This is a genomic window from Flavobacterium hibernum, from assembly GCF_000832125.1.
Taxonomy (GTDB): domain Bacteria; phylum Bacteroidota; class Bacteroidia; order Flavobacteriales; family Flavobacteriaceae; genus Flavobacterium; species Flavobacterium hibernum.
The window spans coordinates 38946-63510 of the sequence record NZ_JPRK01000023.1 but is presented as its reverse complement, the minus strand read 5'-3'; the positions used below and the strand labels follow the sequence as shown (position 1 = coordinate 63510).

The 24565-nt window shown below is 34.0% G+C and carries 15 protein-coding genes; 6 read left to right on the top strand and 9 right to left on the bottom strand.

The genetic code is table 11. The features are described 5' to 3' along the window. Nucleotides 1-527: 527 nt before the first annotated feature. Both IW18_RS21050 and IW18_RS21045 read left to right on the top strand, forming a co-directional pair. Nucleotides 528-4067 carry a malectin domain-containing carbohydrate-binding protein gene (locus tag IW18_RS21050; RefSeq protein ID WP_041520171.1) on the top strand — a complete coding sequence of 1180 codons (3540 nt, stop codon included), beginning with the start codon at nt 528-530 and terminating at the stop codon, nt 4065-4067. A gap of 261 nt (nt 4068-4328) precedes the next feature. Continuing rightward, nucleotides 4329-6758 (top strand): sugar-binding domain-containing protein, encoded by a 2430-nt coding sequence (locus IW18_RS21045; protein WP_041520170.1) that lies wholly within the window; start codon nt 4329-4331, stop codon nt 6756-6758. Nucleotides 6759-7041: 283 nt separating this feature from the next. Here the strand turns inward: IW18_RS21045 and IW18_RS21040 are convergent, their stop codons facing one another. The 3 genes from IW18_RS21040 to IW18_RS21030 all read right to left on the bottom strand — a co-directional run bounded on the left by IW18_RS21040 (nt 7042) and on the right by IW18_RS21030 (nt 11605). Next, nucleotides 7042-7656 (bottom strand): hypothetical protein, encoded by a 615-nt coding sequence (locus tag IW18_RS21040; protein ID WP_041520169.1) that lies wholly within the window; start codon nt 7654-7656, stop codon nt 7042-7044. 188 nt (nt 7657-7844) lie between these two features. Next, entirely contained in the window at nt 7845-9176 is a 1332-nt protein-coding gene (locus IW18_RS21035; protein ID WP_041520245.1) for a hypothetical protein, read from the bottom strand. Between the two features lie 26 nt (nt 9177-9202). Continuing rightward, complete coding sequence (locus IW18_RS21030) at nt 9203-11605, bottom strand: TonB-dependent receptor (RefSeq protein WP_041520168.1); 2403 nt, start codon at nt 11603-11605, stop codon at nt 9203-9205. 331 nt (nt 11606-11936) lie between these two features. On the opposite strand from IW18_RS21030, the gene IW18_RS21025 reads away from it, so the two are divergent. Next, on the top strand, nt 11937-12764 hold the full coding sequence (locus tag IW18_RS21025; RefSeq protein ID WP_041520167.1) for an AraC family transcriptional regulator: 828 nt from the start codon (nt 11937-11939) through the stop codon (nt 12762-12764). A gap of 48 nt (nt 12765-12812) precedes the next feature. After that, nucleotides 12813-13931 (top strand): FAD-dependent oxidoreductase, encoded by a 1119-nt coding sequence (locus IW18_RS21020; protein WP_089081907.1) that lies wholly within the window; start codon nt 12813-12815, stop codon nt 13929-13931. A gap of 5 nt (nt 13932-13936) precedes the next feature. Here the strand turns inward: IW18_RS21020 and IW18_RS21015 are convergent, their stop codons facing one another. The 6 genes from IW18_RS21015 to IW18_RS20990 form a co-directional block, all read right to left on the bottom strand. Further along, nucleotides 13937-14947: an FAD:protein FMN transferase gene (locus IW18_RS21015; RefSeq protein WP_041520165.1), complete on the bottom strand. Its 1011-nt coding sequence runs from the start codon at nt 14945-14947 to the stop codon at nt 13937-13939. Nucleotides 14948-15037: 90 nt separating this feature from the next. Continuing rightward, complete coding sequence (locus IW18_RS21010) at nt 15038-17227, bottom strand: PepSY domain-containing protein (RefSeq protein ID WP_041520164.1); 2190 nt, start codon at nt 17225-17227, stop codon at nt 15038-15040. Nucleotides 17228-17362: 135 nt separating this feature from the next. Then, a complete protein-coding gene (locus tag IW18_RS21005) occupies nt 17363-17842 on the bottom strand; it encodes a DUF2271 domain-containing protein (RefSeq protein WP_041520163.1) in 480 nt (159 codons plus the stop codon). 77 nt (nt 17843-17919) lie between these two features. Then, a complete protein-coding gene (locus tag IW18_RS21000) occupies nt 17920-19413 on the bottom strand; it encodes an ankyrin repeat domain-containing protein (protein ID WP_041520162.1) in 1494 nt (497 codons plus the stop codon). A 308-nt stretch (nt 19414-19721) separates the two neighbouring features. Continuing rightward, complete coding sequence (locus IW18_RS20995) at nt 19722-20963, bottom strand: MFS transporter (protein ID WP_041520161.1); 1242 nt, start codon at nt 20961-20963, stop codon at nt 19722-19724. 46 nt (nt 20964-21009) lie between these two features. Continuing rightward, nucleotides 21010-21675, bottom strand: a complete 666-nt coding sequence (locus IW18_RS20990) for a FadR/GntR family transcriptional regulator (RefSeq protein ID WP_041520160.1) — start codon at nt 21673-21675, stop codon at nt 21010-21012. Nucleotides 21676-22317: 642 nt separating this feature from the next. Between IW18_RS20990 and IW18_RS20985 the strand changes: the two genes are divergently transcribed. Both IW18_RS20985 and IW18_RS20980 read left to right on the top strand, forming a co-directional pair. After that, nucleotides 22318-23544: a PQQ-dependent sugar dehydrogenase gene (locus IW18_RS20985; RefSeq protein ID WP_041520159.1), complete on the top strand. Its 1227-nt coding sequence runs from the start codon at nt 22318-22320 to the stop codon at nt 23542-23544. A gap of 107 nt (nt 23545-23651) precedes the next feature. Beyond that, complete coding sequence (locus IW18_RS20980) at nt 23652-24518, top strand: helix-turn-helix domain-containing protein (protein WP_041520158.1); 867 nt, start codon at nt 23652-23654, stop codon at nt 24516-24518. The last annotated feature ends 47 nt before the right edge of the window (nt 24519-24565 follow it).

Here is a 24565-nt window from a genome sequence, read left to right as displayed (position 1 = left end):
GAATAAAAACACAATCTTGTCATCCCGAGGAACGAGGGATCACACAAGAAGCTAGACAAAGATTGACGACATTTCTATGAGGAGTTTGAATAATACATCGAATTAAACGTGTCAGGTTTTCTTTGAGAATACAAACCCAATCTTGTCATCCCGAGGAACGAGGGATCTCCACAAGAAACTCGACAAAGATTGGTAACATTTCTGTACGGAGTTACTTGCGAAGATTTCTCCTAACGTCGAAATGACAAATATTACGATAACAAATAGGTTTGCTTTGAGAATACAAACCCAATCTTGTCATTTCGAGGAACGAGGGATCTTCACAAGAAGCTCGACAAAGATTGGTAACATTTCTGTACGGAGTTACTTGCGAAGATTTCTCCTAATGTCGAAATTACAAAGATTACGATTACAATACAATACAAGACAGTACAAACACAATCTTGTCATTCCGAGGAACGAGGAATCTTCGCAAGAAGAAAATCAAACTAAAATTACCTTATATCACTTATATGGTTTAATAAAATATGAAGAAATTAATATTTTTTACTTTTTGTTTTTGTTCAAGTTTTTGCCTTGTTTGGAGTCAGGGCAACAGTGGTTCAGCGAAGTTTCGTCAAGAAGTTTCGCTGAATTCATCTTGGTCAACAATTGTTTTAGATCAACTTCCAAAACAAGAAGAAGCCTTCGTGAACGATCTTAAAATTGATGCAAAATGGAAACAAGTTAATGTACCACATAATTGGGATCAGTATTATGGTTTTAGAAGAACAAAACATGGTAATTTGCATGGAACAGCGTGGTATCAAAAATCTTTAAAACTTGATAAAGCCACCAAAGGGAAAAGACTTTTTTTATATTTTGAAGGAGTAAGTTCGTACGCTACCGTTTGGGTAAATGGTAAAAAAGCCGGAGAACACAAAGGCGGAAGAACCACTTTTACAATCGACATTACCAATCTTGTGGTTTTTGATCAAGAAAATAATATTGTAGTCAAAGCGGCGCATCCATCATTCATTGCCGATTTGCCGTGGGTTTGTGGTGGTTGTTCCGGAGAGTGGGGATTCTCAGAAGGTTCTCAGCCAATGGGGATTTTTAGACCAGTTTCTTTAATCATTACAAACGATGTAAGAATACAGCCTTTTGGTGTTCATATCTGGAATGATAAATCGACATCTAAACAAAAAGCGATTCTACATACTACAACAGAAATTAAAAACTACAGCAATTCAGATCGAAATTTAACGATCGAAAATATCCTTTTTGACGCTTCAGGAAAGAAAGTTGTGACATCAAAATCAGAGCTTAAAAATAGTGCAGGCGAGACAAAAGAAATAGCGCAAACATTACCAGAAGTTTTAAATCCAAAATTGTGGTCGCCATCAAATCCGTATTTGTACAAACTGGTGACTTCGATTTATGAAAACGGAAAGGTAATAGATCAGTTAACAACATCTTACGGAATTCGTTGGGTAAGTTGGCCGGTAAGTCGTGATGGAAAAGACAATCGATTTTTTATCAATGACGAACCATTATTTATCAACGGAACTTGCGAATACGAACATTTAATTGGAAACAGTCATTCATTTTCAGATGAAATGATTCATTCGAGAATCGAACAAATAAAAGCAGGAGGATTTAATGCTTTTAGAGAGGCACATCAACCGCATAATTTAAAATATCAGGCAGCATTAGACGAAAACGGAATCTTATTTTGGAGTCAGTTTTCGGCACATATTTGGTACGATACGCCAGAGTTCAAAGAGAATTTTAAAACCTTATTGCGAGAATGGATTAAAGAACGTCGAAATAGTCCATCGGTTGTCATGTGGGGATTGCAAAATGAAAGTACGATTCCAAAAGAATTTGCGGAAGAATGCACAAAGATTATCCGCGAAATGGATCCAATGTCGGCTTCACAACGTATTGTAACCACTTGTAACGGTGGAGAAGGAACAGACTGGAATGTCGTGCAAAACTGGTCAGGAACGTATGGCGGTGATCCGTTAAAATACCATCTGGAAATGTCTACGCAGTTATTAAACGGCGAATATGGCGCATGGCGTTCGGCAGATTTACATACAGAAGGCGAGTTTGATCAAAAAGGAATTTTAAGCGAAAATAGATTTTCTCAGTTAATGGAAATCAAAGTTCGCGAAGCCGAATCCGTAAAAGATAAAATTGCAGGACAATTCAATTGGCTTTTTGCATCGCACGAAAATCCGGGACGCGTTCAAAACGGCGAAGGTTTTAGAGATATCGATAAAGTTGGACCTGTAAACTACAAAGGACTTTTTACCATTTGGGGAGAACCTCTGGATGCATTTTATATGTATCGCGCCAATTATGTTTCGAATAAAACAAACCCAATGGTTTACATTGTTTCGCATACTTGGCCAAATCGTTGGGAGAGACCAGGAATAAAAAACGGAATTGATGTATACTCCAATTGTGATGAAGTAGAATTGTTTAATGATGTCAATAAAGTATCTTTAGGGCGATTGAAAAATCCGGGAAAAGGACAGCATTTTCAATGGAATAATGTCAATATTCAAAACAATGTTTTGTACGCCGTTGGTTATGTTAACGGAAAAGCTGTTGCCAAAGATTATATTGTTTTAAGTGATTTTTATTTTCAAAAAGCACCAAACTTAAAAGCTTTATACTCTAATCAAGCCGATATTTTAAAAGCTAACAAAGGGTATAATTATTTGTACAGAGTGAATTGTGGCGGTTCTGAATTAACAGATTCGTCTGGAAATGTTTGGTTGACAGACACGCATAAAAGTGGAGCGAATACTTGGGGTTCACTTTCGTGGACAGATAATTTCGAGAAGCTTCCGGATTTTTATGCGAGCCAAAGAACAACTTTTGATCCAATTGACGGCACAAAAGATGAAGCTCTTTTTCAAAGTTTTAGATATGGAACTGATAAATTAAGTTATGAATTTCCTGCGCCAAACGGAGAATATTTGGTAGAATTATATTTTACAGAACCTTGGTACGGAACCGGAGGTGGACTAGATTGCAAAGGTTGGCGTTTGTTTGATGTTGCTGTAAATGACCATGTAGTTCTTAATGATTTTGATATTTGGACAGAAGTTGGACACGATAAAGCATTAAAAAAGAAGTTTATTGTAAAAAGCGTAAATGGAAAAATTAAAATTTCGTTTCCAAATGTAAAAGCGGGGCAAGCAATTATTTCGGCAATTGCTATTGCAACAAAAGACAAGAATATTAAACCTGCAAAAGAATCTTCAAAAAACATAGAAAATTATCAACAGACAACTTATGATAAAAGCCGCAATACTGTAGCTTCCTGGATGGATATTAATTCAAAACAATATTCAGATTCAGATATTGTCTTTACCGAATTGCCTTCAGAAGTTTTTGGTGCAGATTATTTGCAGTTTTCAGATCATTCTAAAATTAAAGGAACTTTTTCTGCCAAAGAAGATTCTGAATTATATCTCTTTATAGATAATAAAAATTTGAATTTAGAGAAATTTTCAGCTTATAAAAAGTTAGATGATAAAGCTAAAAACAGCAATGGTGTTGAGTTTTTAATTTTTACTAAAAAAATAAAGAAAGGCGAAAAAATCTCTTTTGATAATAGTGAAAATATATCTACAATTGCGATCATTCCAACATACGATATGGGAGAAAAAGACGATTCGAGACCTGTAGTACTTATTGAAGCAGAAAATGCCAAAGTTACAGGAACAGGAATCGAAAAAGGGAACTTTAAAAAAGCCGATTATATTGAGTTTACAAAAAAGACCAATAATAGTATTGAATTTGAAGTAAAACCAGGCGTTGCAGGAATTTATTTAATGCGTTTTAGGTTCATGAACAAAAACGAAACACCATTAAAAGTAAAATTCAAAATGGAAGATGCCTACGGAATTTTAATGCGAAATGATACTATCGAATTCTTTCCTTCATCAGAAAAATGGAAGATTTTAAACACAACTTCAGGAGGTTATATTAATGCCGGAACATATAAAATTACATTAGAAGGTGAAGATTTAAAAGGATTGATGTTGGATAATTTTGAGTTTCAATAGGTTTTTTTGAGTTACAAAGGTTGAGAGGTTCAGAGTTACAAAGGTTTTTCTGTAGAGACGCACAGCAGTGCGTCTACGTTCCAATTGTCCATCCAGATTGTCCATCCAGTTTGTCATTTCGAGGAACGAGAAATCACATGCGTAACTCGACAAAGATTGGCGACTATTAGGAGCGGAGTAACTATTGTCATTTCGATCCCAAAGCCTCGGGATCGAAATGACATTACAGTATAAATAGAAAATAGTTTATCAAGATATATTATGATTAAGCATAAAAACATTTTAAAAAGTATCGGAATTGTAACAATATTATTGTTTTCATCGATATCTATTGCACAACAAAAACAAGCCAGAATTGTCGAAGATTTCAATAAAAACTGGAACTTCAAATTAGGAGATTATCCTACGGCAATTCAATCTAATTTTGATGCAAAAGATTGGAGAACGTTGCAACTTCCGCATGATTGGAGTATTGAGGGTGCTTTTGACAAAGACAGTAAAACCAAACAAGCGCAAGGATTTTTGCCAGCAGGAAAAGGCTGGTATCGTAAAGTTTTTACAGTTCCTGCAAATTGGAAAAACAAAACGGTTTCGGTTGAGTTTGATGGTGTTTTTAAAAACAGTGAAGTATTTATAAACGGAAAATCTTTGGGAATACGCCCTAATGGATATATTTCTTTTGGTTACGATTTATCGCAGTATTTGAATTTTGGCAAAGAGAATATTATTGCTGTAAAAGTCGATAATGATGCACAACCCAATTCGCGATGGTACACAGGTTCCGGGATTTATAGAAATGTACGTTTGGTTGCAAGTGAAAAACTGCATGTAGGGAAGTGGGGAACTTATGTAACGACTCCGGAAGTTTCGGAAACAAAATCTAAAATACATTTAGAAGTTACGATTGATAATGACAATGTTACTGCGAAAGAATTCAAATTGGTAACTTCGATTGTAGATGCTAAGAATATTGAGGTCGCTAATTTTTCTTCAACAGAAAAAATAGGAGCGAAGACAACAGGAAAAAAAGTTCATGATTTGGTTTTAAATCAGCCGAAATTGTGGAGCACAGAAAATCCGTACTTGTATAAAGTGATAACCAAAATTTACGAGAAATCGAAATTAGTAGATAATTACGAAACGCCACTTGGGTTTCGTTATTTTAATTTTGATGCTGAAAAAGGATTTTCATTAAACGGAAAACCAACTAAAATTTACGGAGTTTGTCTGCATCATGATAATGGAGCTTTGGGCGCGGTTGAAAACATTAATGCGGTTAGAAGAAAACTCAAGTTGATGAAAGAAATGGGGGCAAACGCTATTAGAATGTCTCATAATCCTCATTCTTTAGAAATGATGCAATTGTGCGACGAAATGGGATTTATTGTTCAGGACGAAGCTTTTGATGTTTGGAAGAAGAAAAAAGTAACCAACGATTACCACAAAGATTGGGATGCCTGGCACAAACAGGATTTAGAAGATTTTATTAAAAGAGATCGAAATTTCCCTTCGGTAATGATGTGGAGTATTGGAAACGAAATTAGAGAGCAATTTGATTCAACAGGAATTGCGATTACGAGAGAATTGGCTAAAATTGTAAAATCATTAGATACGACACGTCCCGTAACTTCGGCTTTGACCGAAAATATAATTGAGAAGAATTTTATATATCAATCCGGTGCTTTAGATCTTTTAGGATTCAATTATAAACATGAAGATTATAAAGATTTCCCAACCCGATTTAAAGGACAAAAAATATTGGCATCTGAAAGTGTTTCGGCTTTAGAAACTCGTGGTCATTATGATTTTCCTGACGGAATTAAAGCTTGGCCTGTAAAACATGGTGCTCCGTTTGATGGAAATGCAGATTGGACGGTTTCGGCTTACGATCAGGTAAAATCGTATTGGGGCGCAACGCACGAGGAGAACTGGAAAACGATTAAGAAACAAGATTTCATGGCGGGAACTTTTATCTGGACAGGTTTTGATTATATTGGTGAACCAGATCCGTATCCGTTTCCTGCGAGAAGTTCTTATTTTGGAATTGTAGATTTGGCTGGACTTCCAAAAGATGTCTATTATATGTACCAAAGTGAATGGACAACAAAACCTGTTTTGCATATTTTTCCGCATTGGAACTGTAAAGCCGGTCAGGAAATTGATGTTTGGGCGTATTACAATAATGCCGATGAAGTCGAATTATTCTTAAACGGAAAATCTCTCGGAAAAAAATCAAAGCAAAACGACGATCTTCATATTTCATGGAAAGTGAAATTTGAGACAGGAACTTTAAAAGCGATTTCGAGAAAAGACGGTAAAGTAGTTCTCGAAAAGGAAATTCATACAGCAGGCGAAGCTTCAAAAATTGATTTAAAGGCAGATAAAATAACCATCAAAAATGATACTTACGATTTGGTTTATGTAACTGTTTCTACGGTTGACAAAGATGGAAACGTATTACCGAATGCTACCGATTTAATTAATTTTGAAGTTACTGGCGGAGGAAAATTAGTTGGCGTTGATAATGGTTATCAGGCTAATTTAGATTCTTTTAAAGCCAATTCTTGTAAATTGTTTAGTGGTAAATGTATTGCGATTATTCAATCGAACGGAAAAAAAGAGAATATTCAGTTGAAAGCTTCGACAGGGAATGGAATTTCGGTTGGTTCTCTTAATATAAAAGTTGAATAATTAAAATTATAGTATAGATTATCTTTAAAAAGTATCCTTTTAAAAGAGCAAACCCTTTTAAAAGAGCAAACCCTTTGTAAAAGTTTTAAACTTTAACAAAGGGTTTTTTCATAATGTTTGTCATTTCGAGGAACGAGAAATCTCACGCGTTGTTCGATAAAGTGTTGTGTAAGCTCAAGTGCGATTTCTCGTTCCTCGAAATGACAAAATTGTGATGAATTAATCTTAATTTAAGTTTTTCTTAATTGGACTTGTATAATTTATATGGTTTTATTTTTTAGAACTAACTTATCCAGTTTCGGTATTGTACAATTATTTTCCATTTGCCGTTTATCTTTTTTAAGAATATAGCTTGTCCACTTCCGCATCGTCCGCCACATTCGTAATCTAGTTCTACATAAGCATTTTGTTTGTCAGCAGAGAGAATTGGTATTGTCATTTCATAAAATCTTAATCGTTGCCCTTTTTTGCGTGGAATTTTGGTTTTTTCAATTGTGGTCGTATTTAATTTTTCGACTATAGAGTTTCCAATTTTTAGTTTTTCCGGATTTGAATTTTGTTCTAACAGATATAAAGAATCTTTAGATGAAAAAAAGGTGTGCCCTTTTATTTTACTGGGTATTAATAAAGTAATATAAATACCATCAGAAAGAGGAAGTGCTATAAAATCTTTATTATTTTTAGGCGGAATAGATATTTTCAGTTTTCTAAGTTCACTACAAAACATAATAGAATCTTCGCTTTTTGAAAAAACATCTAAACTATCTTGAATTATGATAGCTTCTACAATTTCATTAATATCTTTAGTTTGCTCAATAGCGACGATGGTTTTGTCTTTTTTGTTTTGACAATTGCAGAATGCAAAAATGATAATTGTATAGAGAATTATTTTTTTCATTTACGGTTTAATGTCTTAGTTGAATTTAATCTATTTCGATAGCTTAAAGTAAATGTAAAGAATTAATTTTTGTTGTTTAATAAATAAAAAAAAACATTCCGCTTCAAAACTGAAACGGAATGTCTAATTAAAAAAAAAATCCAAGTAATAACAATTATTATAGTTGTCATTTCTGACAATGTTATTTTTTAGAATACACCAATGTAATGGTTTCCAGGTTTGTTTACTAATTTAGCACCTTTAGTAACTGCTCCTGTTGGAATATCAATAACATAAATGTTTCCGTCTTTTCCAACTGGTGTAACGGCGATGTATAAATCATTTCCATCAACTACAAAACCTTGGTATTGACCAAAATCAATAGCTGAATCATAAGCAATACCTTCTACTTTTGTAACTGTTTTTGCATTTAAGTCAATTCTAGCCACAAAACCTTGTTCTCCTGTTTCTGTTGCAGTATAAAGTGCATAAGCAATTCCGTTTCCAGCATATCTCCAAGCATCGATATAAGATCCTTTTACGCCCAAAGCAGTATCTAAACTAAGAACATAAGAGTTGTCGTATTGGTTGTTTTGGTTGATTTTTAAAATGTAAGAACCATTTTTTGTATCTCTTTGAGTGGCTTGGTAAATGTTTCCATCAGTCCCTACGAAGCTATTAAAACTACGGAAACCACTTGTATCTCCAAAAGCTACTGTAGAAGTAATGATTTGTGGATTCTCTAATGATGGATAATCAACGACTACAGATTTAGAACCTAAACGATCGAAAGTAGTTTCAAGTGCTCCTGTTGCAGGATTCGTTTTACGCATCCAAGTACCAATAATCAATTTGTTTCCTGCTTTGTTCAAAGTTGGAGCATCTAAACGAAATAGGTGATGTCCTTGTGCTTCTTCCTGAGCTGTTAACGGAAGTTCGTATTGTTTAAATCCTGTAATTAAAATGTTTTTTAGGTCTAATGCTAGAACTGTTGCGCTTCCTCTTGTGTATTTATACGTTTTATCTGCATTGGTAACAACCAATGGAGTAGTAATGTTTACAGCTACACCTGTTTTATCTCCGTCAAAAAGTTTTGCCCATCTTGGAGACGTTCCTGCATATTGCGAAATATTTACTGTTGTTCCTGATTGAGTAAAACTCTTAGCTCCGTTAACTTTATAAGTCATGAATTCTCCTCCGTTACTTCCCGTATAAGTAATATTAAAAAGAGTACTTCCGTCTACAGATGATTGCAAACGAGCAGTTCTGTTAGATTGAACCGGCATTCCGCTTTCGTAAACATTAATAGAAAAGTTAGGATCTTTTGCGTTTTTCTTCGTAACAGCATAAACCATAGTTCCACCGTTTCCGTCACCTGGTGCGTCTTGCATCAATGCTCCCGAAACCGTAATCCAACGATCTTGTGTTTCTGGATTTACAGGATCTGTACCTTTTTCGTCATTACTGCTACAAGCTGTAGTTAATGACAATGTGCCTAAAACTAAACCACATGCAAGTAGTTTAAAAGTACTTTTTCTCATATTCATTGTTTTAAAAAAATTAGATATTATAAATTATTTATGGTATAATTCAACTTTATGTAAAAGGCGCGTCCAGGTTTTTGAACGGCATAATTGTCATAAATTTGTTTGTCCAGTATGTTTTTAGCATCAAAACTGACTACAAATTGTTTGTTTGGAAATGCATAACTCAAACCTAAATCCTGTACAAATTGTGCCGGAGTTCTATAACTTTCCAGTTCAAGCCATAGTGTATAAAACGGATCTACATAACCACAGTTGTAGTATACATTCATTTGAGAATTTTCTTGTATCAGATTCTTAAAGTTGTATTGTGCATTTGCATTTATAGTAAAATAAGGCTCGTTTGGTATTTGTTTGTTATAATTATCTAGTTGCCCTCCGTTGTTATCGTATTGCATTTTGAACAACGAATTGAACTTAGACATATTAAAGGACACAAATAATTTGTCTTTATAAACATAATCTACCGAAGCTTCAAAGCCAATAGATTGTGCTTTTCCTAAATTTTCGAAAGGCAATGTTTGTATTGCATCATTTAAACGAGAACTTGTAGTTCGAACAATTTTATCTTTTGTATCTCTTAAGAACCCAGAAGGAGCAAAGGAAATTTTATGTTCATTGATCATATAAGGACCAAATCGTAAACCAACATTCAGGTTATTACTGATCTCTGGTTTTATAGTAGGATTGGCAATTATGTTTTCTCCCGGGCTACCGAAAACTTCATTTTCAGAAGGCATTCGTACTGCTTTTTCTGCCGATGTCAATAACATTATTTTGGGTTGAACCGCATAAGAAACAGCCATTCCATAACCAAAAGTTGTAGTTGTATTTGAGAAAACAGTTTCAGTAACTTTGCTTTGTCCATTTTCAGTTACAATAGTAGGGTCCCTTTTTTCAATCTTTTGTTCGTAGAATTTTCCAAAAACACTAGTTCTAAGGCGAGAGTCAAACGCTTGTAATTCATAGGCTAATGATGAAACCATTTTTTGCAGATCTCGCGTTTCCTGAAACGTTCTTTCCAATTCAGATTTTAATTCATCGTAATCCTCTCTGTCTACCGTGTTGAACATGGTACTGAATATAATTTTGTTATTACGATCCAGATTATAATTAAATCCACCTCTAACACTTAATATATTTCTTTGAATGTGGTTGATCGTTGGCGCACCTTGCTGAGCTCCAAGAGGAGACAAAATTGGTCCGCCATAAAGTCCAATTGCTTTTTCTCCGTTCCAGTTATAATTCCATTTTACAGTATCATTTACAACTTGCTCTCTTTTGCTGTATGCACCCGTTAAGTTGAAGTCAAGACCTTTTATCAGAAAATCTTTTTTATTATAATTTAAAGTCAAAACATTTGCTTCAGATTCGGTAAAACGACCTTTGTACGGTTTTGTCATAAATTGACCGTGTTGTATTTGGTTATAATCCTGAGATCCGTTATAGCCAATTAAAAAAGTATCTGCCCATTTTACATCTGTAAAACCTGCTTCAACTCTTGCTCCGTAAGATCTGTAAGCATCGTTAAATCTTTTGGCTCTAACATATTCATAGCGTCCATTCGGCAGGATATTGTACACAAATTTTCCCCAAACTTCGTAGTCATTATCAGAGTAATTGTAAAAACCGGATCCTTTTACAGTAAAACCAGATTCACCTCTATAAGTTGCGCTTAAATTAGATTGAAAAGTATTAAACGAACCATATGATGCCGATGCGTTTAGCATGTTTTTAGCTCCCTTTTTTAATATTACATTAATTGCACCACCCAAAGCATCATCGGCCAAATGCGCAGGAATAACCCCTTTGTACACTTCGATACGCTCGATTAAAGCCGGTGGAATACTATTTAAATTAAAAGAAGAACCATATGTAGAAATTGGAATTCCATCAATAAAAATTCTAACAGAGTTGCCAGACATTCCGTTTAAGTTATAATCAACGCTAGAACCTAAACCTCCGTTTTGACGAATTCTAACTCCAACAGAGCGATCCAGTAAATCATTGGTTTGTAAATTCCGTTTTGCCGCTTCTTGTGTTTCAATAACATTTACTGCAAAACCTTTATTGATAATCTCCTTTTTTACAGATGTCTTTTGTATCACTACTTCTTTTAAAGCTTTAGGTGAATTTTTCTCAATTATTACATTTATTTGTTGAGATGAACTATTAAGAAGTACATTTACCGTTTTGGTTTTGGCTTCTATGGAAGAAATTTCTAGAACGTAATTTCCGTATGCTAATCCTTTTATTTCAAACTGACCGTCGTTGTCTACAATTACAAAATTTTGAGTTCCTGAAATCAAAACTGATGCTCCAAAAGCCGACTCGGCATTTTCGAAAGTTACTTTTCCGGTAATATTTCCATTTTGAGACCAACCTTGAAAAAAAACGAACAAGAACACAAATAATAAAAACCTCATAACAACTTTACTTATCAATAGAATTGCAAACTTATACCATTGTTTATATTTAATCTAAATAAACGAATTAGAAGATCATTAGAATTACATTAGAATTTCTAATGTTGGATTTTATAACTTTTATGGGGAATATTTTAGTAATTTTGAATTAAATTATTTCTTTATTCAAGTGTTTGTATTGTAGTGAAATATGTTGTTTTTATTAATCAAATACATTTAGTAGTTTAATGAAAGAGTGTTTTTATATAGATGAAGTTTTAGCTTTAAGAACACAGTTTAAAATTGTCTGAGATTACTTTTTTTAGAGACCAAAATTCAATTTACCTCGATTATGCTTTCACACAAAATACTCCATAACGAATTTGATCCTCCCGAAGAATTACAAGATGTAATAAAGTGCTTTTGGTACGAGAAAAGAAATCCCGAAAAGGAACAGTTGAGTTTGGAGGTTTTGCCGGATAGTTATGCCGAAATTATTTTTTATTTTGGAAGTGAATTGAGTATTTCTTACAATGGAGATTTTCAAATTTTGTCGTCGCCATTTATTATGGGTTTGCTTAATCAGCCCTTTACTATAAAGGCAGATAAAGGCTTAGAAATTATTGGCATCAGATGTTTTCCCTGGGCGGTATTTGATTTGCTTGGATTGCCATCTGGAAAAGCAGGATTACAAATATTTGATCATCCAATAGGGAAACTTCAAATGGTATTAAATGAATTGATTGAAGCGAGTAAAATCGATGAAGCAATTGATGTTGTAAAGGAATGTTTTTTGAACCTTAAATCTCAAATTTCGAGCGATAGTATGCTATATAAAGCCGGACTTGCCATGCGAGAGTCTGGCGGAACGTTACCAGTAAGTCAGGTAGCAAATGCTGCACACGCAACGATTCGTACGCTAGAACGCAATTTTAAACAATCGTCTGGTTATACCGTAAAAGATGTTTCGGGTTTAATGCGTTTTGAGCAAGTACGTAATCAATTGTTACTGAATACTGATTTGAATATATCAGCTTTGGCTCATGAATTGGGCTATACAGATCAATCTCATTTAAGCAGAGAATTTAAACGTTATAGTGGCACAACGCCCGCGGCATTTGCAAGAAAGACAAAAAAGGAAATTTCAAACATTGATTTTGTCGCATTTATACAATCTTAAACGAATAGCATTGTAGAATTTTGTACTTCAAAATGAAACGTATAAATAATGTTATTAAAAAATAAAAAGATTGCCATTATTGGAGCAGGACCAGTTGGTCTAACAATGGCAAGATTACTACAACAAAATGGAATCGAGGTAACGGTTTACGAAAGAGACAAAAACGCTCAAACAAGAATTACGGGAGGAACACTCGATTTGCATAAAGGTTCTGGACAAGAAGCTATGAAAAAGGCTGGATTGCTGGAACGTTATTATGAAATGGCGACGCCTATGGGAAGAATTGTGGCTAACGATCAGGCCGAAATTTTGTTTTCTAAAGAAACTACAATCGTAAATCAATATGATAATCCTGAAATTAACAGAAACGATTTACGACAACTTTTACTTAAAAGCCTCGAAAAAGATACGGTTGTTTGGGACAGAAAATTTAAAGATTTTAGAGAAGACAACGGAAAGTGGATTTTGCATTTTGATAATGAATTTACAGCAATTGCTGATTTCGTTATTGTTGCCAATGGCGGAATGTCTAAGGCCAGAAAATATGTTACTGATGCTGAGATTGAATACACCGGAACGCTTATTTTGCAAGGCGACGTAATTGAGGCTGAAACGTCATGTCAGGATTTTTACCAATTGTGTAACCATAACATCTTGATGGTGGCAAAAGACGGTAATTTACTTGTTGCAAACCCAAAGAACGGAAGTGTTTTGAGTTATAGCGTTATTCTGAAAGATCAGGAAGCATTGGGATTGGATTTTGGAAATACAGAAAACATTAAATCCTTTTTATTGAGTAGATTTTCAGATTGGAGTGAATCTTATAAGGATTTATTTCGTTCGACAGCATCATTTGTGGCATGGAAAACAAGAAAAATAACACTAGATACATCTTGGAAAACCAATCGACTATTGCCTATAACACTTATTGGAGATGCCGCGCACATTATGCCGCCTTTTGCCGGACAAGGTGTAAATACTGGATTAATGGATGCTTTGATTTTGTCTGAAAATCTTACAAATGATAAGTTCAGAACCATTGAAGAAGCGATTAAAGACTATGAAGACAGAATGTTTGTGTATGCAAAAGAGGCTCAACTTGAAACATCTTTGAATGAGGAAAAAATGCTTAATCCTGATTTTTCATTCGAAAAATTGTATCAATAAAAGGATTAAAGTTTAGCTTTGAATTTCTTGATTTTAAAGTTTTTTGACTTCACCAATTTTCCGTTATCGGTAATCATTACACAACTGTATTCGGGATATTTTTTAAGTAAAAGCAAACCTTGAGTTTGTCCTAAAACCATAAGCGAAGTGCTTAAACCATTTGCAGTTTCGGCATTTGGACCAAAAACAGATACGCTGCATAAACCTGTGACAGGGTAGCCTGTTGCAGGATTAATAATGTGCGAATATCGTTTTCCGTTAAAAACAACAAACTTTTCATAACTTCCAGATGTTGTTACGGCTCCATTGTTTAAAGGAACTACAGCAAACAAATCATCAGGATGAAAAGGATTTGTCATTCCAATATTCCAGTCTTTGCCGTTAGGTTGTTTTCCCCAAGCCGTCATATCTCCGGATCCGTTAACGATTCCGGCTTTAATGCCTTTTGCCAGCATCATATTTCGGCATTTATCTGTTGCATATCCTTCGCCCAAAGCACCAAATCCAATTTTCATTCCTTTTAATTTTAGGAAAATAGTCGATTGTACAGAATCTAAAATGATATTTTTATAGCCTACTTTTTCGACAGATTTTTTGATGGCTTCCGCCGAAGGCATTTCGGTCATCGAACCATCAAATTTCCAGATTCTGTCCATTGCCGCAAAGCTTACGTCAAAACCACCTTTTGTAGCTTCAGAAAACTGTATTGCTCTTTGTGCTAATTCAAAAACTTCACGATCTACTTTTACAGGTTTAATTCCTGCATTCTGATTGACTTCAGAAACTTGAGAAGTTGATTTCCAATCGGATATTAGATTTTCAATTCGTGTGATTTCGGCAATTACCTCATCGATATTTTGTTCTGCCGAAAGTGAATCTTTTGCAACAATGGTTATGTCAAAACGTCCTCCCATAAGCAAAGTCGTTCTTTTTCGTAAAACTTGTGCGTTACTTGATAAGCTGCACATTATTACAAAAATGAATAAGAGTTTAAGAGTTAATTTTTGAAGTGACATAATTTTTTTAACTTTTTGGGTGTCGTTTTTTCTCTCGCAGATTATGCAGATTCTTATTCCAATCTAAAATCTATAATCTTCAATCTAAAATTAGTAACAATCCGTTAATAACTGACCATTGTTTTTATACTCTAAAATGCTTTTGGTTTCGTTTTCTAAACATAAATGATCAAGAATTGACTCAACATCTTTTTGCATTGCCAATGATCCGCAAATCATGATTACGCCACCTTGTTTCAATAAATCGATAAAAAATGCGGCATCACGTTTAATCAAATCCATTACATAAAAATGTTCTGCTTGTCGTGATAAAGCCAAATGAAAACTTTGAAGTTTTTGCTTCTCCATCATTTCTGATGTAAACTCTTTATAACCTAAAACGGTTTCTGTTTCCATTCTAAACCCAGCATACAAATGAGTTTCTGTTTTAGTTTTATTTTGCTCAATCATTCCAAGAAAAGGAGCAATACCGGTTCCGTTTGAAATTAGCGCAACTTTTGATGCTTTTTCAGGAAAATGAAATGCTTTATTATTGATGATTCTTGCTTTAATAACATTTCCGGGAATCAGATTGTTTAAAAACTCAGAACCTATACCATGCGGATGTAATTTTACAACCAATTGGATATTTCCGGAATGATTTCCAATAGAGTAGAGGCGTTCTCTGGTGTCGTTTGCCGGATAAATGGCAAGTAAATCTCCCGAATTGAATTTTGCTCTCATGTTAGCTCTTAGCGTCACAATAAAAGTTTGTTCCGTTTCAGAAATTAGTGTTTTATTCAAGACCATTAATTTCTGTAAACCTTTTGGAACGTGGTTGTACAATGATGGAGTGGTAGATAATGGAATTCCTGTTTTGGCACTCCATAATTTTATCCAATTTACAAATTCCTCAGCCGATTTATCGTTTACAGTTTGTACGTCTAAGAAACGTTCTGTCCAATTTTGATTGTCTAATGCTGTATCAATTTGATATGCAAAACCACAAAAATCAGGATAAGCTTTTGAACCAAAGCCAACTACAGAATAATTAATTTTTTGTTGTTGACCATCAGGTTTTAAAAGTGAAATAAATTTATTTCCGTTAGACGGCGCATCTCCTAATCCGTGAGTAGAGGAGAAAACAATAATATGTTTTGCCTTTGGAAAAGCGGTAAAACGGTTCAATTCGCAAACAAAAGCTTTTTGTCCGTTGGTAATTAATTGTTTCAAAATTGCATTGGCAAATCGAAGCGAACTTCCGTTCTCTGAGCCTACAAGCAAAATAAATTCGCTTTCATTGGCTTTGAATTTGTTTTTAATACGGCTTGCTCTTCTTTTTAAAGTAATTGCAAAACCAGAATAGATAAAAAAGAGAATATTAATACTTGCAATTGCCAGGATAAAAGCCCAAATTCCATTTGCTCTTCCGGTGTGTAGATCAAGACTTAAATCTGATAATTGAACGGTCATTGCAGTACGTTTTTCAGTAACAATTGCTCCTGTAACCTGATTAACCTCGATTTCTTTGTCTTTTAATTGAATAATGTAATATTCTTCGGGATCATCTGTAAAAGGGAATTCTATTTTTTTTACATCAGCCAAAAGAGTAGTGGCAAAGATTGAAGTTGTTTTTCCTTTTGGAGCTTCTACAGTTTCAGTTTTTTCCTTTTTCTCTTTTTCTTTACCCATGAAAAAGTTAAATCTCTCCAATGATAAATAAGTACCGGAAAGCGCGATAATCAAAATAGGAATAAGAGCTAGTCTTCCTAAAACTACGTGATAATATTGTGCAAAATACTCTTTGATTACTTTAGAGAAAAAATTGCGAATTCCTCTTTGTCGGTTCAAAACCAAAGCAAATCCCGAAATAGCAATTAATAGTAATAAAAAGGAAATAACGCCAACCAAAAAACGGCCTGTTTCATGTAGAAATAATGAACGATGTAAACCGGTTACCCATTGAATAAATTCGCTTTTTTTAATGGGTGTACCCAGTTTTTTTCCGGTTTTTGGATCAATATAAGAATTGATGTCATTCCCGTCGTCATCGATTGCTTGTAAGGTTACAAACTTATTATTATCGACACTTAATTCAGTTATTTCAGGATAGTTTTTTTTGAGAACGGTTAAGGTTTCACCCAAATTTATTTTGTCGAAATTTTCTACTCGGTACGGAAGTGTTTTTTCTTGCATGGCATCAACTGCCAGAATAATTCCGGTTACAGATGCTAATATTAAAAATAAAGAAGAGAACAAAGCCAGAGCCAAGTGTGTGTAACGCCAAAAAGAAAGAGTCATTGAGTGTAATCTATTGAAATGTAATTGCGATGTTTTTGCTACAGATTAAAAAGATTATTTTGGAGTACAAAAAAATCAGTGTAATCTTTTTAATCTGTGGCAACTTTGTCAAAGTTTGGTAAGAATGATAAAGTATTAGATTTTATTTAATCGTACGTATCTAATATAACCTTTACCTTCTGTTTTGTCTGCTAAACCTTCTGTTGTTAAAGGAATTTCAAGATCGCTAACATAGTATTTTTGATCTTCTACTGCCGATTCAAATCTTAATTTGTATCCTTTATTGATTTTAGAATCGTCAATTTCGATTGTAGTAATGCTACGGTCTCCACCTGTTACAGATGCACCCGTTTTTGCGCTGATATCTGCTGGTTTTGACGTTTGAAATTTATTCCATTCTTTCAATGATTTGTACCATTTTTTATCGTCGCCCATTACATAAAGTGTTTTTTCGTAATCTCCTTTAGGACTAATTAACGAAACAACGATATAAGCACCTTCTCCCATGTAATTAGACATTTGAAGCATACATTTGTATTTGCTTTGCGCTGAAGATTGAAATGAGATAAGACAGATTAATGCGCCTGTAAGGGCTATTTTAAATATTGATTTCATATAGAGAATTATAATTGTTTTTTAGTGAAATGTATGATTGCCAAAGACTATTTCTAATCCTTGGCAATTTCTAATTATTATTTTAAAAAATCAACAGAGATGTTGTTTTTAGTTAACGACTCATTTTCTTTTGCCAAAGCATAAGCACTTTCGTCAAATTCAGTATTAATGTCTTTTTTGGCACCAATAGAAATTAGGTATTTCAAAATTGCATCATCTTTTGCAACCATTGCAGCTTTGTGTAAAGCCGTTAAACCATCTTTGTTTTTAGCATTAACATCGATATTTAAACTTGCTAGTTTTTTCAATAAAGTCAAGTCGTTTTTAGCAATAGCAAAGTGGTATAAAGTACTTCCGTCTTTTTGAGCAGCAGCAAGATTTAATCCTTTTTCCTGAAGTAATTTTACTTTAGCATCAAAAGGATCTTTTGCAGCATTTTCTCCACGACCCGCAGGACGGTAAGATTGTACTAAATAAACTCCTAAATTATTTCCGTCTTTATCTTTAACATTAACATCTGCACCTTTACTTAAAAGAGTTGAAACTGCTTCTGGAGTTCCTGATCGTACTGCCATTGTCAATGCCGATTCTCCTTTAAGGTTTTGTAAATTGATGTTTTTTGCTACTGAAAGTAATTTTTCTAAAGAACCATTTTCTCTCGCTCCGGCAGCAATCATAAACGGCGTATTTCCGTCATTGTTTACTTTATTTGCATCTACACCTTTTGCAAGGAAATAATTAATTATTTCAGTTTGGTTTGGTTTATTTGCTAAAATATGAAGCACATTATCTCCTGATTTGCTTGTAGCTGTAGGTTTTAATTTTACATCTTCAACCAAATATTTGTACGTTTCAAGCGTATTAGTTTCTCTACGTGAACCTTGAGCAGCGATAAGAAGCGCATTATCTGTAGCTTTTACTTTTCTGTCTAATAACTTTTTTAAAAGTGCGATGTTTCCAGTTCTTGCAGCATAATCAAAAGCCGTACTTCCGTTAGCATCAACGTCTTTAAGAGACAATCCTTTAGTTATAAAATAATCAGTAAGCGTAAGATCTTTATCAGATGCGATTGCCATTAACAATAAGTTAGCGCCATCAGCGTATTTTTTCTTAGGATCTATACCAGCTTTAAAAAAAGCATCATAAAGAGCCGTATTGGTTTGTCCGCTAGAAGCAGCAAAAGCAAGTGGAGTAGTTCCATGGCTGTCTTCAAGATTAATATCTGAACCTTTAGAAATTAAATATTGAACCAATTCTGTATTTCCTCTATAAGCAGCCCAGTGCAAATAAATACGATTATCGTGAGTAGATTTATTAAGTGGATTTCCCGGTTGGTCTAACAAGAATTTGATACTTGCTAAAGGAGCATCATTATTAATAGCAATAACAGTAGGGTCAAAAGCGTTCGCATTTGGCTGAGCAGGATTATTTCCTTTTTCAATTTCTGCTTTAATTGTATTGACGTCTGGTGCTGATTTCCAAAAAGATTGTTCTAGTAAGATGTTTTTTTGCTGAGCACTAACAAACAAAGAAGCGACTAATGCTAAAGAGATAAAAAAATTCTTTTTCATATTTAGGTATTTATTGTTTTTGAGAGTTTATTGTGGTTGTTTAATGTAATAGATTTAATTTAGAATAGAATTCTATTTAGAATAAATAAAAATAACGCAAATGTAAAAATTAATATTAGTAAATCAAGTTTATTTGGTCAAGAAAACGCCAATTCTAACGTAATTTTAATGTTGGAGTAAAAATTACACTTATACTTTACTGTAAAATGTTTTATTTAGAATTGTGTCACTTTTAGACGCTAAAAAGCCTGATGCGAAAAATAATTTTTCGTATCAGGCTTTTTATTAGAAGTTAGTAAAGTATTGACTTAACTTTTTTGAGTCTTTTTTCTTCCTTCAATATTAGGTAGAAAACCAGTTAAAACCCCAATTAAAGGTAAGAAAGAACAAATTTTAAAAACATATTCTATACTAGTAGTATCGGCTAGTTTTCCTAGAATAGCAGAACCTAATCCGCCCATACCAAAAGCCAATCCGAAGAAAAGTCCAGCAATTAAACCAACTTTACCAGGCACAAGTTCTGTTGCATAAACCAAAATTGCCGAAAAAGCCGATGATATAATTAAACCAATAAGTACAGATAAGATACTTGTCCAGAAAAGGTTGGCGTAAGGTAATAATAAAGTAAACGGAGCAACTCCTAAAATCGAAATCCAGATGATATATTTTCGACCAAAACGATCTCCTAATGGTCCGCCAAATAAAGTTCCTGCTGCTACTGCACCAAGAAATGCAAAAAGATAAACTTGAGATTCTTGTACTGACAAATGGAATTTATCAATTAAATAAAAAGTATAATAACTTGTCATACTTGCCATATAAAAGTATTTTGAAAATATTAGAACCAATAAAATACCCAATGAAATTATAACTTTTTGTTTAGAAAATGCATGATGAGTCTCTTCTGTAACAGTAGATTTATTTAACGCTCTTAGATTTAAATGTTCTTGATACCATTTTGCAATTCTGGAAAGAATTACAATTCCTAGAACAGCAATAATACAGAACCAAATAATATTAAACTGTCCGTAGGGAACAACAATTAACGCTGCCAATAATGGTCCAACGGCACTTCCTGCATTTCCTCCTAATTGAAAAATAGATTGTGCTAATCCTTTTTTTCCTCCTGAGGCCAGATGCGCAACTCTCGAAGCTTCCGGATGAAATATTGACGATCCAATACCAATTAAACTTACAGCAAATAAAAGATTTGTAAAACTAGAAGCGATAGAAACCGCTGCTAAACCAATTAATGTAAAAGCCATCGCAATTGCCAATGAATATGGACGTGGTTTTCTATCGGTATAAAAACCAATAAAGGGCTGTAGAATTGACGCTGTAAGTTGATAGGTTAGGGTAATTAATCCAATTTCGGTAAAGGTTAAACTAAATTTATCTTTTAAAATAGGATAAACTGCCGGAATAACTGCTTGTAATAAGTCATTGATGAAATGCGAAAGACTAATGGCAAATAAAATTGAAAAAACAGTTTGTTGTGCCAACTGTTTCGAATGGTTAATGTTGTTTGTTGAGCTTGTATTTGTCTCCATAATAAAAATAAAAAAAATCAGATCATCTGATGAATTTGGTTAAAAATTAGTAATTACTCTGTCCTACGATTTTTGCGGCTGTATTCCAGGTTTCTTTTTGATCTTTTGCGATAATATTTGTTAAAAGTTGTTCGTGTATATCATACGTTTCTTGAAATACTCTGGTGTCAGGATAAAGATGCAGAAACTCTTTTTTTAAATGCTTTGATACAGATTTATATAAATCAGATAAAATTTCATTTTTAGAAGCCTCGGCAATTGCGATGTGAAATTGAATATCCGCTTCGACACATTCTTCAAGTAAACCTTCGTTGGCAGCTTTCATTCGGTCCGCCAAATGCTGTTTCATTACAAGGATATCATCATCCGTTCTGTTAATCGCAGCTTTTTCAGCAATTTTTAATTCTATTAATTGCCTAACCTCATCTAAATCCTGAAGAGTTGCCCGCATCAGTCTTTTGTCCATCGGTTCCTGAGTGCTGTTAATTTGCTCTACAAAAGTTCCAACACCTTGCTGAATGCGAAGTAAACCAGAATTGGCGAGTATCTTCATCGCTTCTCTAATGGAAGAGCGTCCCACACCAAAACTTTCCATAAGAGCTGCCTCAATTGGAAGTTTTTCGTTGATTTTGTAATACCCCAATGCAATTTGCTCTTCTATTTTAGAAGCAACTTCCTGAGCAAGAGATTTTTTTTGAATTAAGGTTTTCATTTGTCATATCATCTGATGACTGCAAATATAGATAATTATTTTATGAAATGAATTTTTGCATCATTTATTTTTAAGATGCGTAAATTTAGGTAAGTTTAAACAAGATCATATTTATATAAGATTTTAAATTATTCTATAAATCTTTTGAGCTTAATTAATTTATAAATAAAATATTTTAAAACATAATGTCACCCTGAGCGTCCCGAAACTTCGGGAGAAGGCGCTGCTATTGGAACGTGGGCTTCGACTTCGCTCAGCCTGACAAACCAGATCAATTATTTTTTTTAGTATTGTACGTCAGACTGAGTGAATTCGTAGTCTTGCAAAATAATTTAACAAACGTGGGCTTCGACTTCGCTCAGCCTGACAAACTAGATCAATTATGTTTTTAAAGTCTTGCATGTCAGTCTGAGCGAAGTCGAAGACCCGTTCCTATTTGAAGTACTTTCAAGTAAGTTTAGCTAGAACAGAGTGAAATAGACTCAGTCTAACACTCAAAGCTTAATTTCTACAATCAGATCATAGAATTGTTTATAATTCAAGTAATTGTATAACTTTTGAGATAAATTGTATAAAATTTTTTAATTATAATTTTAGAAATTTGATTTAAATGCCCAACTATTAATTTTAAATCTACTAAACATGAGAAAAATAAAATACATCGCTATTCTCCCAAGTCTGTTATTTGCATTCTTTAGTTGTTCAAACGACAAAGAAACCGGTACTAATCCAGGAACTGTAACGGATCCTGTCGAAGGAACTGCTGCAAATACAACTTATAAACCTGCCTTTTCCGGACAAACTCGTATAAATGGTGTTCAAACAACCACACCTTATCAGGCAGATGTAATTACAAGTGCGCTCACAAGTCCGTGGGGAATAAAGGCGCTTCCGGACGGACGTTTATTGGTTACTCAAAAAACGGGTACTATGCGCATTGTTACTGTTGCTGGAGTAGTAAGTAATCCAATTACAGGTATTCCTGCTGTTAACTCTGCGGGTCAGGGAGGTTTATTAGGTTTATGTCTGGATCCTGAATTTGCCACGAACCGAATGATTTATTGGGTTTTCTCTGAAGTAGTTGGAGGCGGAAATAATACTGCTGTAGCAAAAGGTAAATTATCAAACGATGAGAAAACGATAGAAGGCGCAACAGTAATTTATCGTGCAATTCCTGCCAATGCAAGTACGCTTCACTACGGTGGTCGTATACTTTTTGACAAAACAGGAAATCTTGTAGTAAGTACAGGAGAGCGTTCTGTTCTTGAAACGCGACCTTTGGCACAATCACTAACATCTGGTTTAGGAAAAGTGGTCAGAATTACGAAAGACGGACAACCTGCACCTGGAAATCCTTCATTTGGTGTAACGGGTGCTTTACCGGAATTGTATACTTACGGACACAGAAATCCGCAAGGATTGGCACTTAACCCAAATAACGGAGAGATTTGGCTTGCCGAGCACGGACCACGTGGCGGTGACGAAATTAATCGTTTAAAACCCGGTTCTAATTATGGTTGGCCAATTATTACGTACGGAATTGAATATAGCGGAGAAAAAATTGGTGCAGGAATTCAGCAACAAGATGGTATGGAGCAGCCTGTTTATTATTGGGATCCCGTAGTTTCGCCAAGCGGAATGACTTTTTATACCGGTAATCGTGTTCCTGAATGGCAAAATAATCTTTTTATTGGTGCTTTAAGCGGAATGCATATTGTACGTCTTGCGATCGAGAATAATAAAGTAGTGGGAGAGGAAAGACTTTTGGCTTCAGAAAATCAAAGGTTTAGAGATATTACTCAAGGTGTCGACGGAGCTTTATACGCTATTACTGATGGTGGTAAATTGTATAAAATTGACAAGAAATAATTTTCAGGATTTAATCTGAATGAAATAAAATGGCGCTATTTGGCGCCATTTTTTGTTATGCGAAAAACGGTTTAACTATATTTGAATAGATTAAATAATAAAAACGTTTGAAGAATACCATTTCGACATATTCGCTTACACATCATAAAAGTTTGTTTTCGGGCGTAGAGAACGATGAGGATTACTTTTATATTCAGGCGCAAGATCATCCTTATATTAGTGAACCTTACAGAGCAGAAAGTTATGCAGTTGAGTTTCTTAGAAAAGGTAGTATTGTAATGCAAACCCAATTGGAGAAAACGGTTATTCATGCTCCCGCAATTATTGCATTAAGCCCTTCGGTGATTCGGAGTTTTACAAAAGATAGCGACGAAATCTTACTTGATATTCTATTTTTTAAGCAGCAGTTTTTTCTCGAAAATCAGGCGAATATATTTTTTCTGTCGCAATATGAGTTTTTCGAAAATAGCCAAATGCATGTATTTAACCTGGAGCAAAAAGAAACAAAGAAATTCGAACAGGTTTTTAATTTGATTAAAGAAGTTTTTACCTCAAATGCGAATCATAAACCAGCTATTATAAGAAGTTATCTTTATATATTGATTTACGAACTGGATGGAATTAAACAAATCTTTTCTACTGAAAAGGTTCAGAATCCAATATTCGAAAGATTCAAACAACTTTTGTTCAAAGATTTTTTAAGTCAAAGATCTGTACAATATTATGCTGATTCTTTGAATGTAAGCCGTAAATATTTATCTGAAATTATTAAAACGAACAGTGGAAAAACGGCGAGTAATTGGATTGATGATATTGTGATTCTTGAGGCTAAAGTTTTGTTGCAGAACAAAGATTTGACAATTAACCAAATAAGCGACATTTTAAATTTTTTGAATCAGTCTATTTTTGGTCGGTTTTTTAAAAATCGTGAAGGTATTTCTCCTTTAGAATACCGAAAAAAACTTCCGACTTAATGAACAAAGTTGCCGACATTTTGCTCTTTACTTTAAATGAAAATCTG

Coding starts and splice junctions, on each gene's coding strand:
- IW18_RS21050 (WP_041520171.1), top strand. CDS start 528: ATGAAGAAATTAATATTTTTTACTTTTTGTTTTTGTTCAAGTTTTTGC.
- IW18_RS21045 (WP_041520170.1), top strand. CDS start 4,329: ATGATTAAGCATAAAAACATTTTAAAAAGTATCGGAATTGTAACAATA.
- IW18_RS21040 (WP_041520169.1), bottom strand. CDS start 7,656: ATGAAAAAAATAATTCTCTATACAATTATCATTTTTGCATTCTGCAAT.
- IW18_RS21035 (WP_041520245.1), bottom strand. CDS start 9,176: ATGAGAAAAAGTACTTTTAAACTACTTGCATGTGGTTTAGTTTTAGGC.
- IW18_RS21030 (WP_041520168.1), bottom strand. CDS start 11,605: ATGAGGTTTTTATTATTTGTGTTCTTGTTCGTTTTTTTTCAAGGTTGG.
- IW18_RS21025 (WP_041520167.1), top strand. CDS start 11,937: ATGCTTTCACACAAAATACTCCATAACGAATTTGATCCTCCCGAAGAA.
- IW18_RS21020 (WP_089081907.1), top strand. CDS start 12,813: ATGTTATTAAAAAATAAAAAGATTGCCATTATTGGAGCAGGACCAGTT.
- IW18_RS21015 (WP_041520165.1), bottom strand. CDS start 14,947: ATGTCACTTCAAAAATTAACTCTTAAACTCTTATTCATTTTTGTAATA.
- IW18_RS21010 (WP_041520164.1), bottom strand. CDS start 17,227: ATGACTCTTTCTTTTTGGCGTTACACACACTTGGCTCTGGCTTTGTTC.
- IW18_RS21005 (WP_041520163.1), bottom strand. CDS start 17,842: ATGAAATCAATATTTAAAATAGCCCTTACAGGCGCATTAATCTGTCTT.
- IW18_RS21000 (WP_041520162.1), bottom strand. CDS start 19,413: ATGAAAAAGAATTTTTTTATCTCTTTAGCATTAGTCGCTTCTTTGTTT.
- IW18_RS20995 (WP_041520161.1), bottom strand. CDS start 20,963: ATGGAGACAAATACAAGCTCAACAAACAACATTAACCATTCGAAACAG.
- IW18_RS20990 (WP_041520160.1), bottom strand. CDS start 21,675: ATGAAAACCTTAATTCAAAAAAAATCTCTTGCTCAGGAAGTTGCTTCT.
- IW18_RS20985 (WP_041520159.1), top strand. CDS start 22,318: ATGAGAAAAATAAAATACATCGCTATTCTCCCAAGTCTGTTATTTGCA.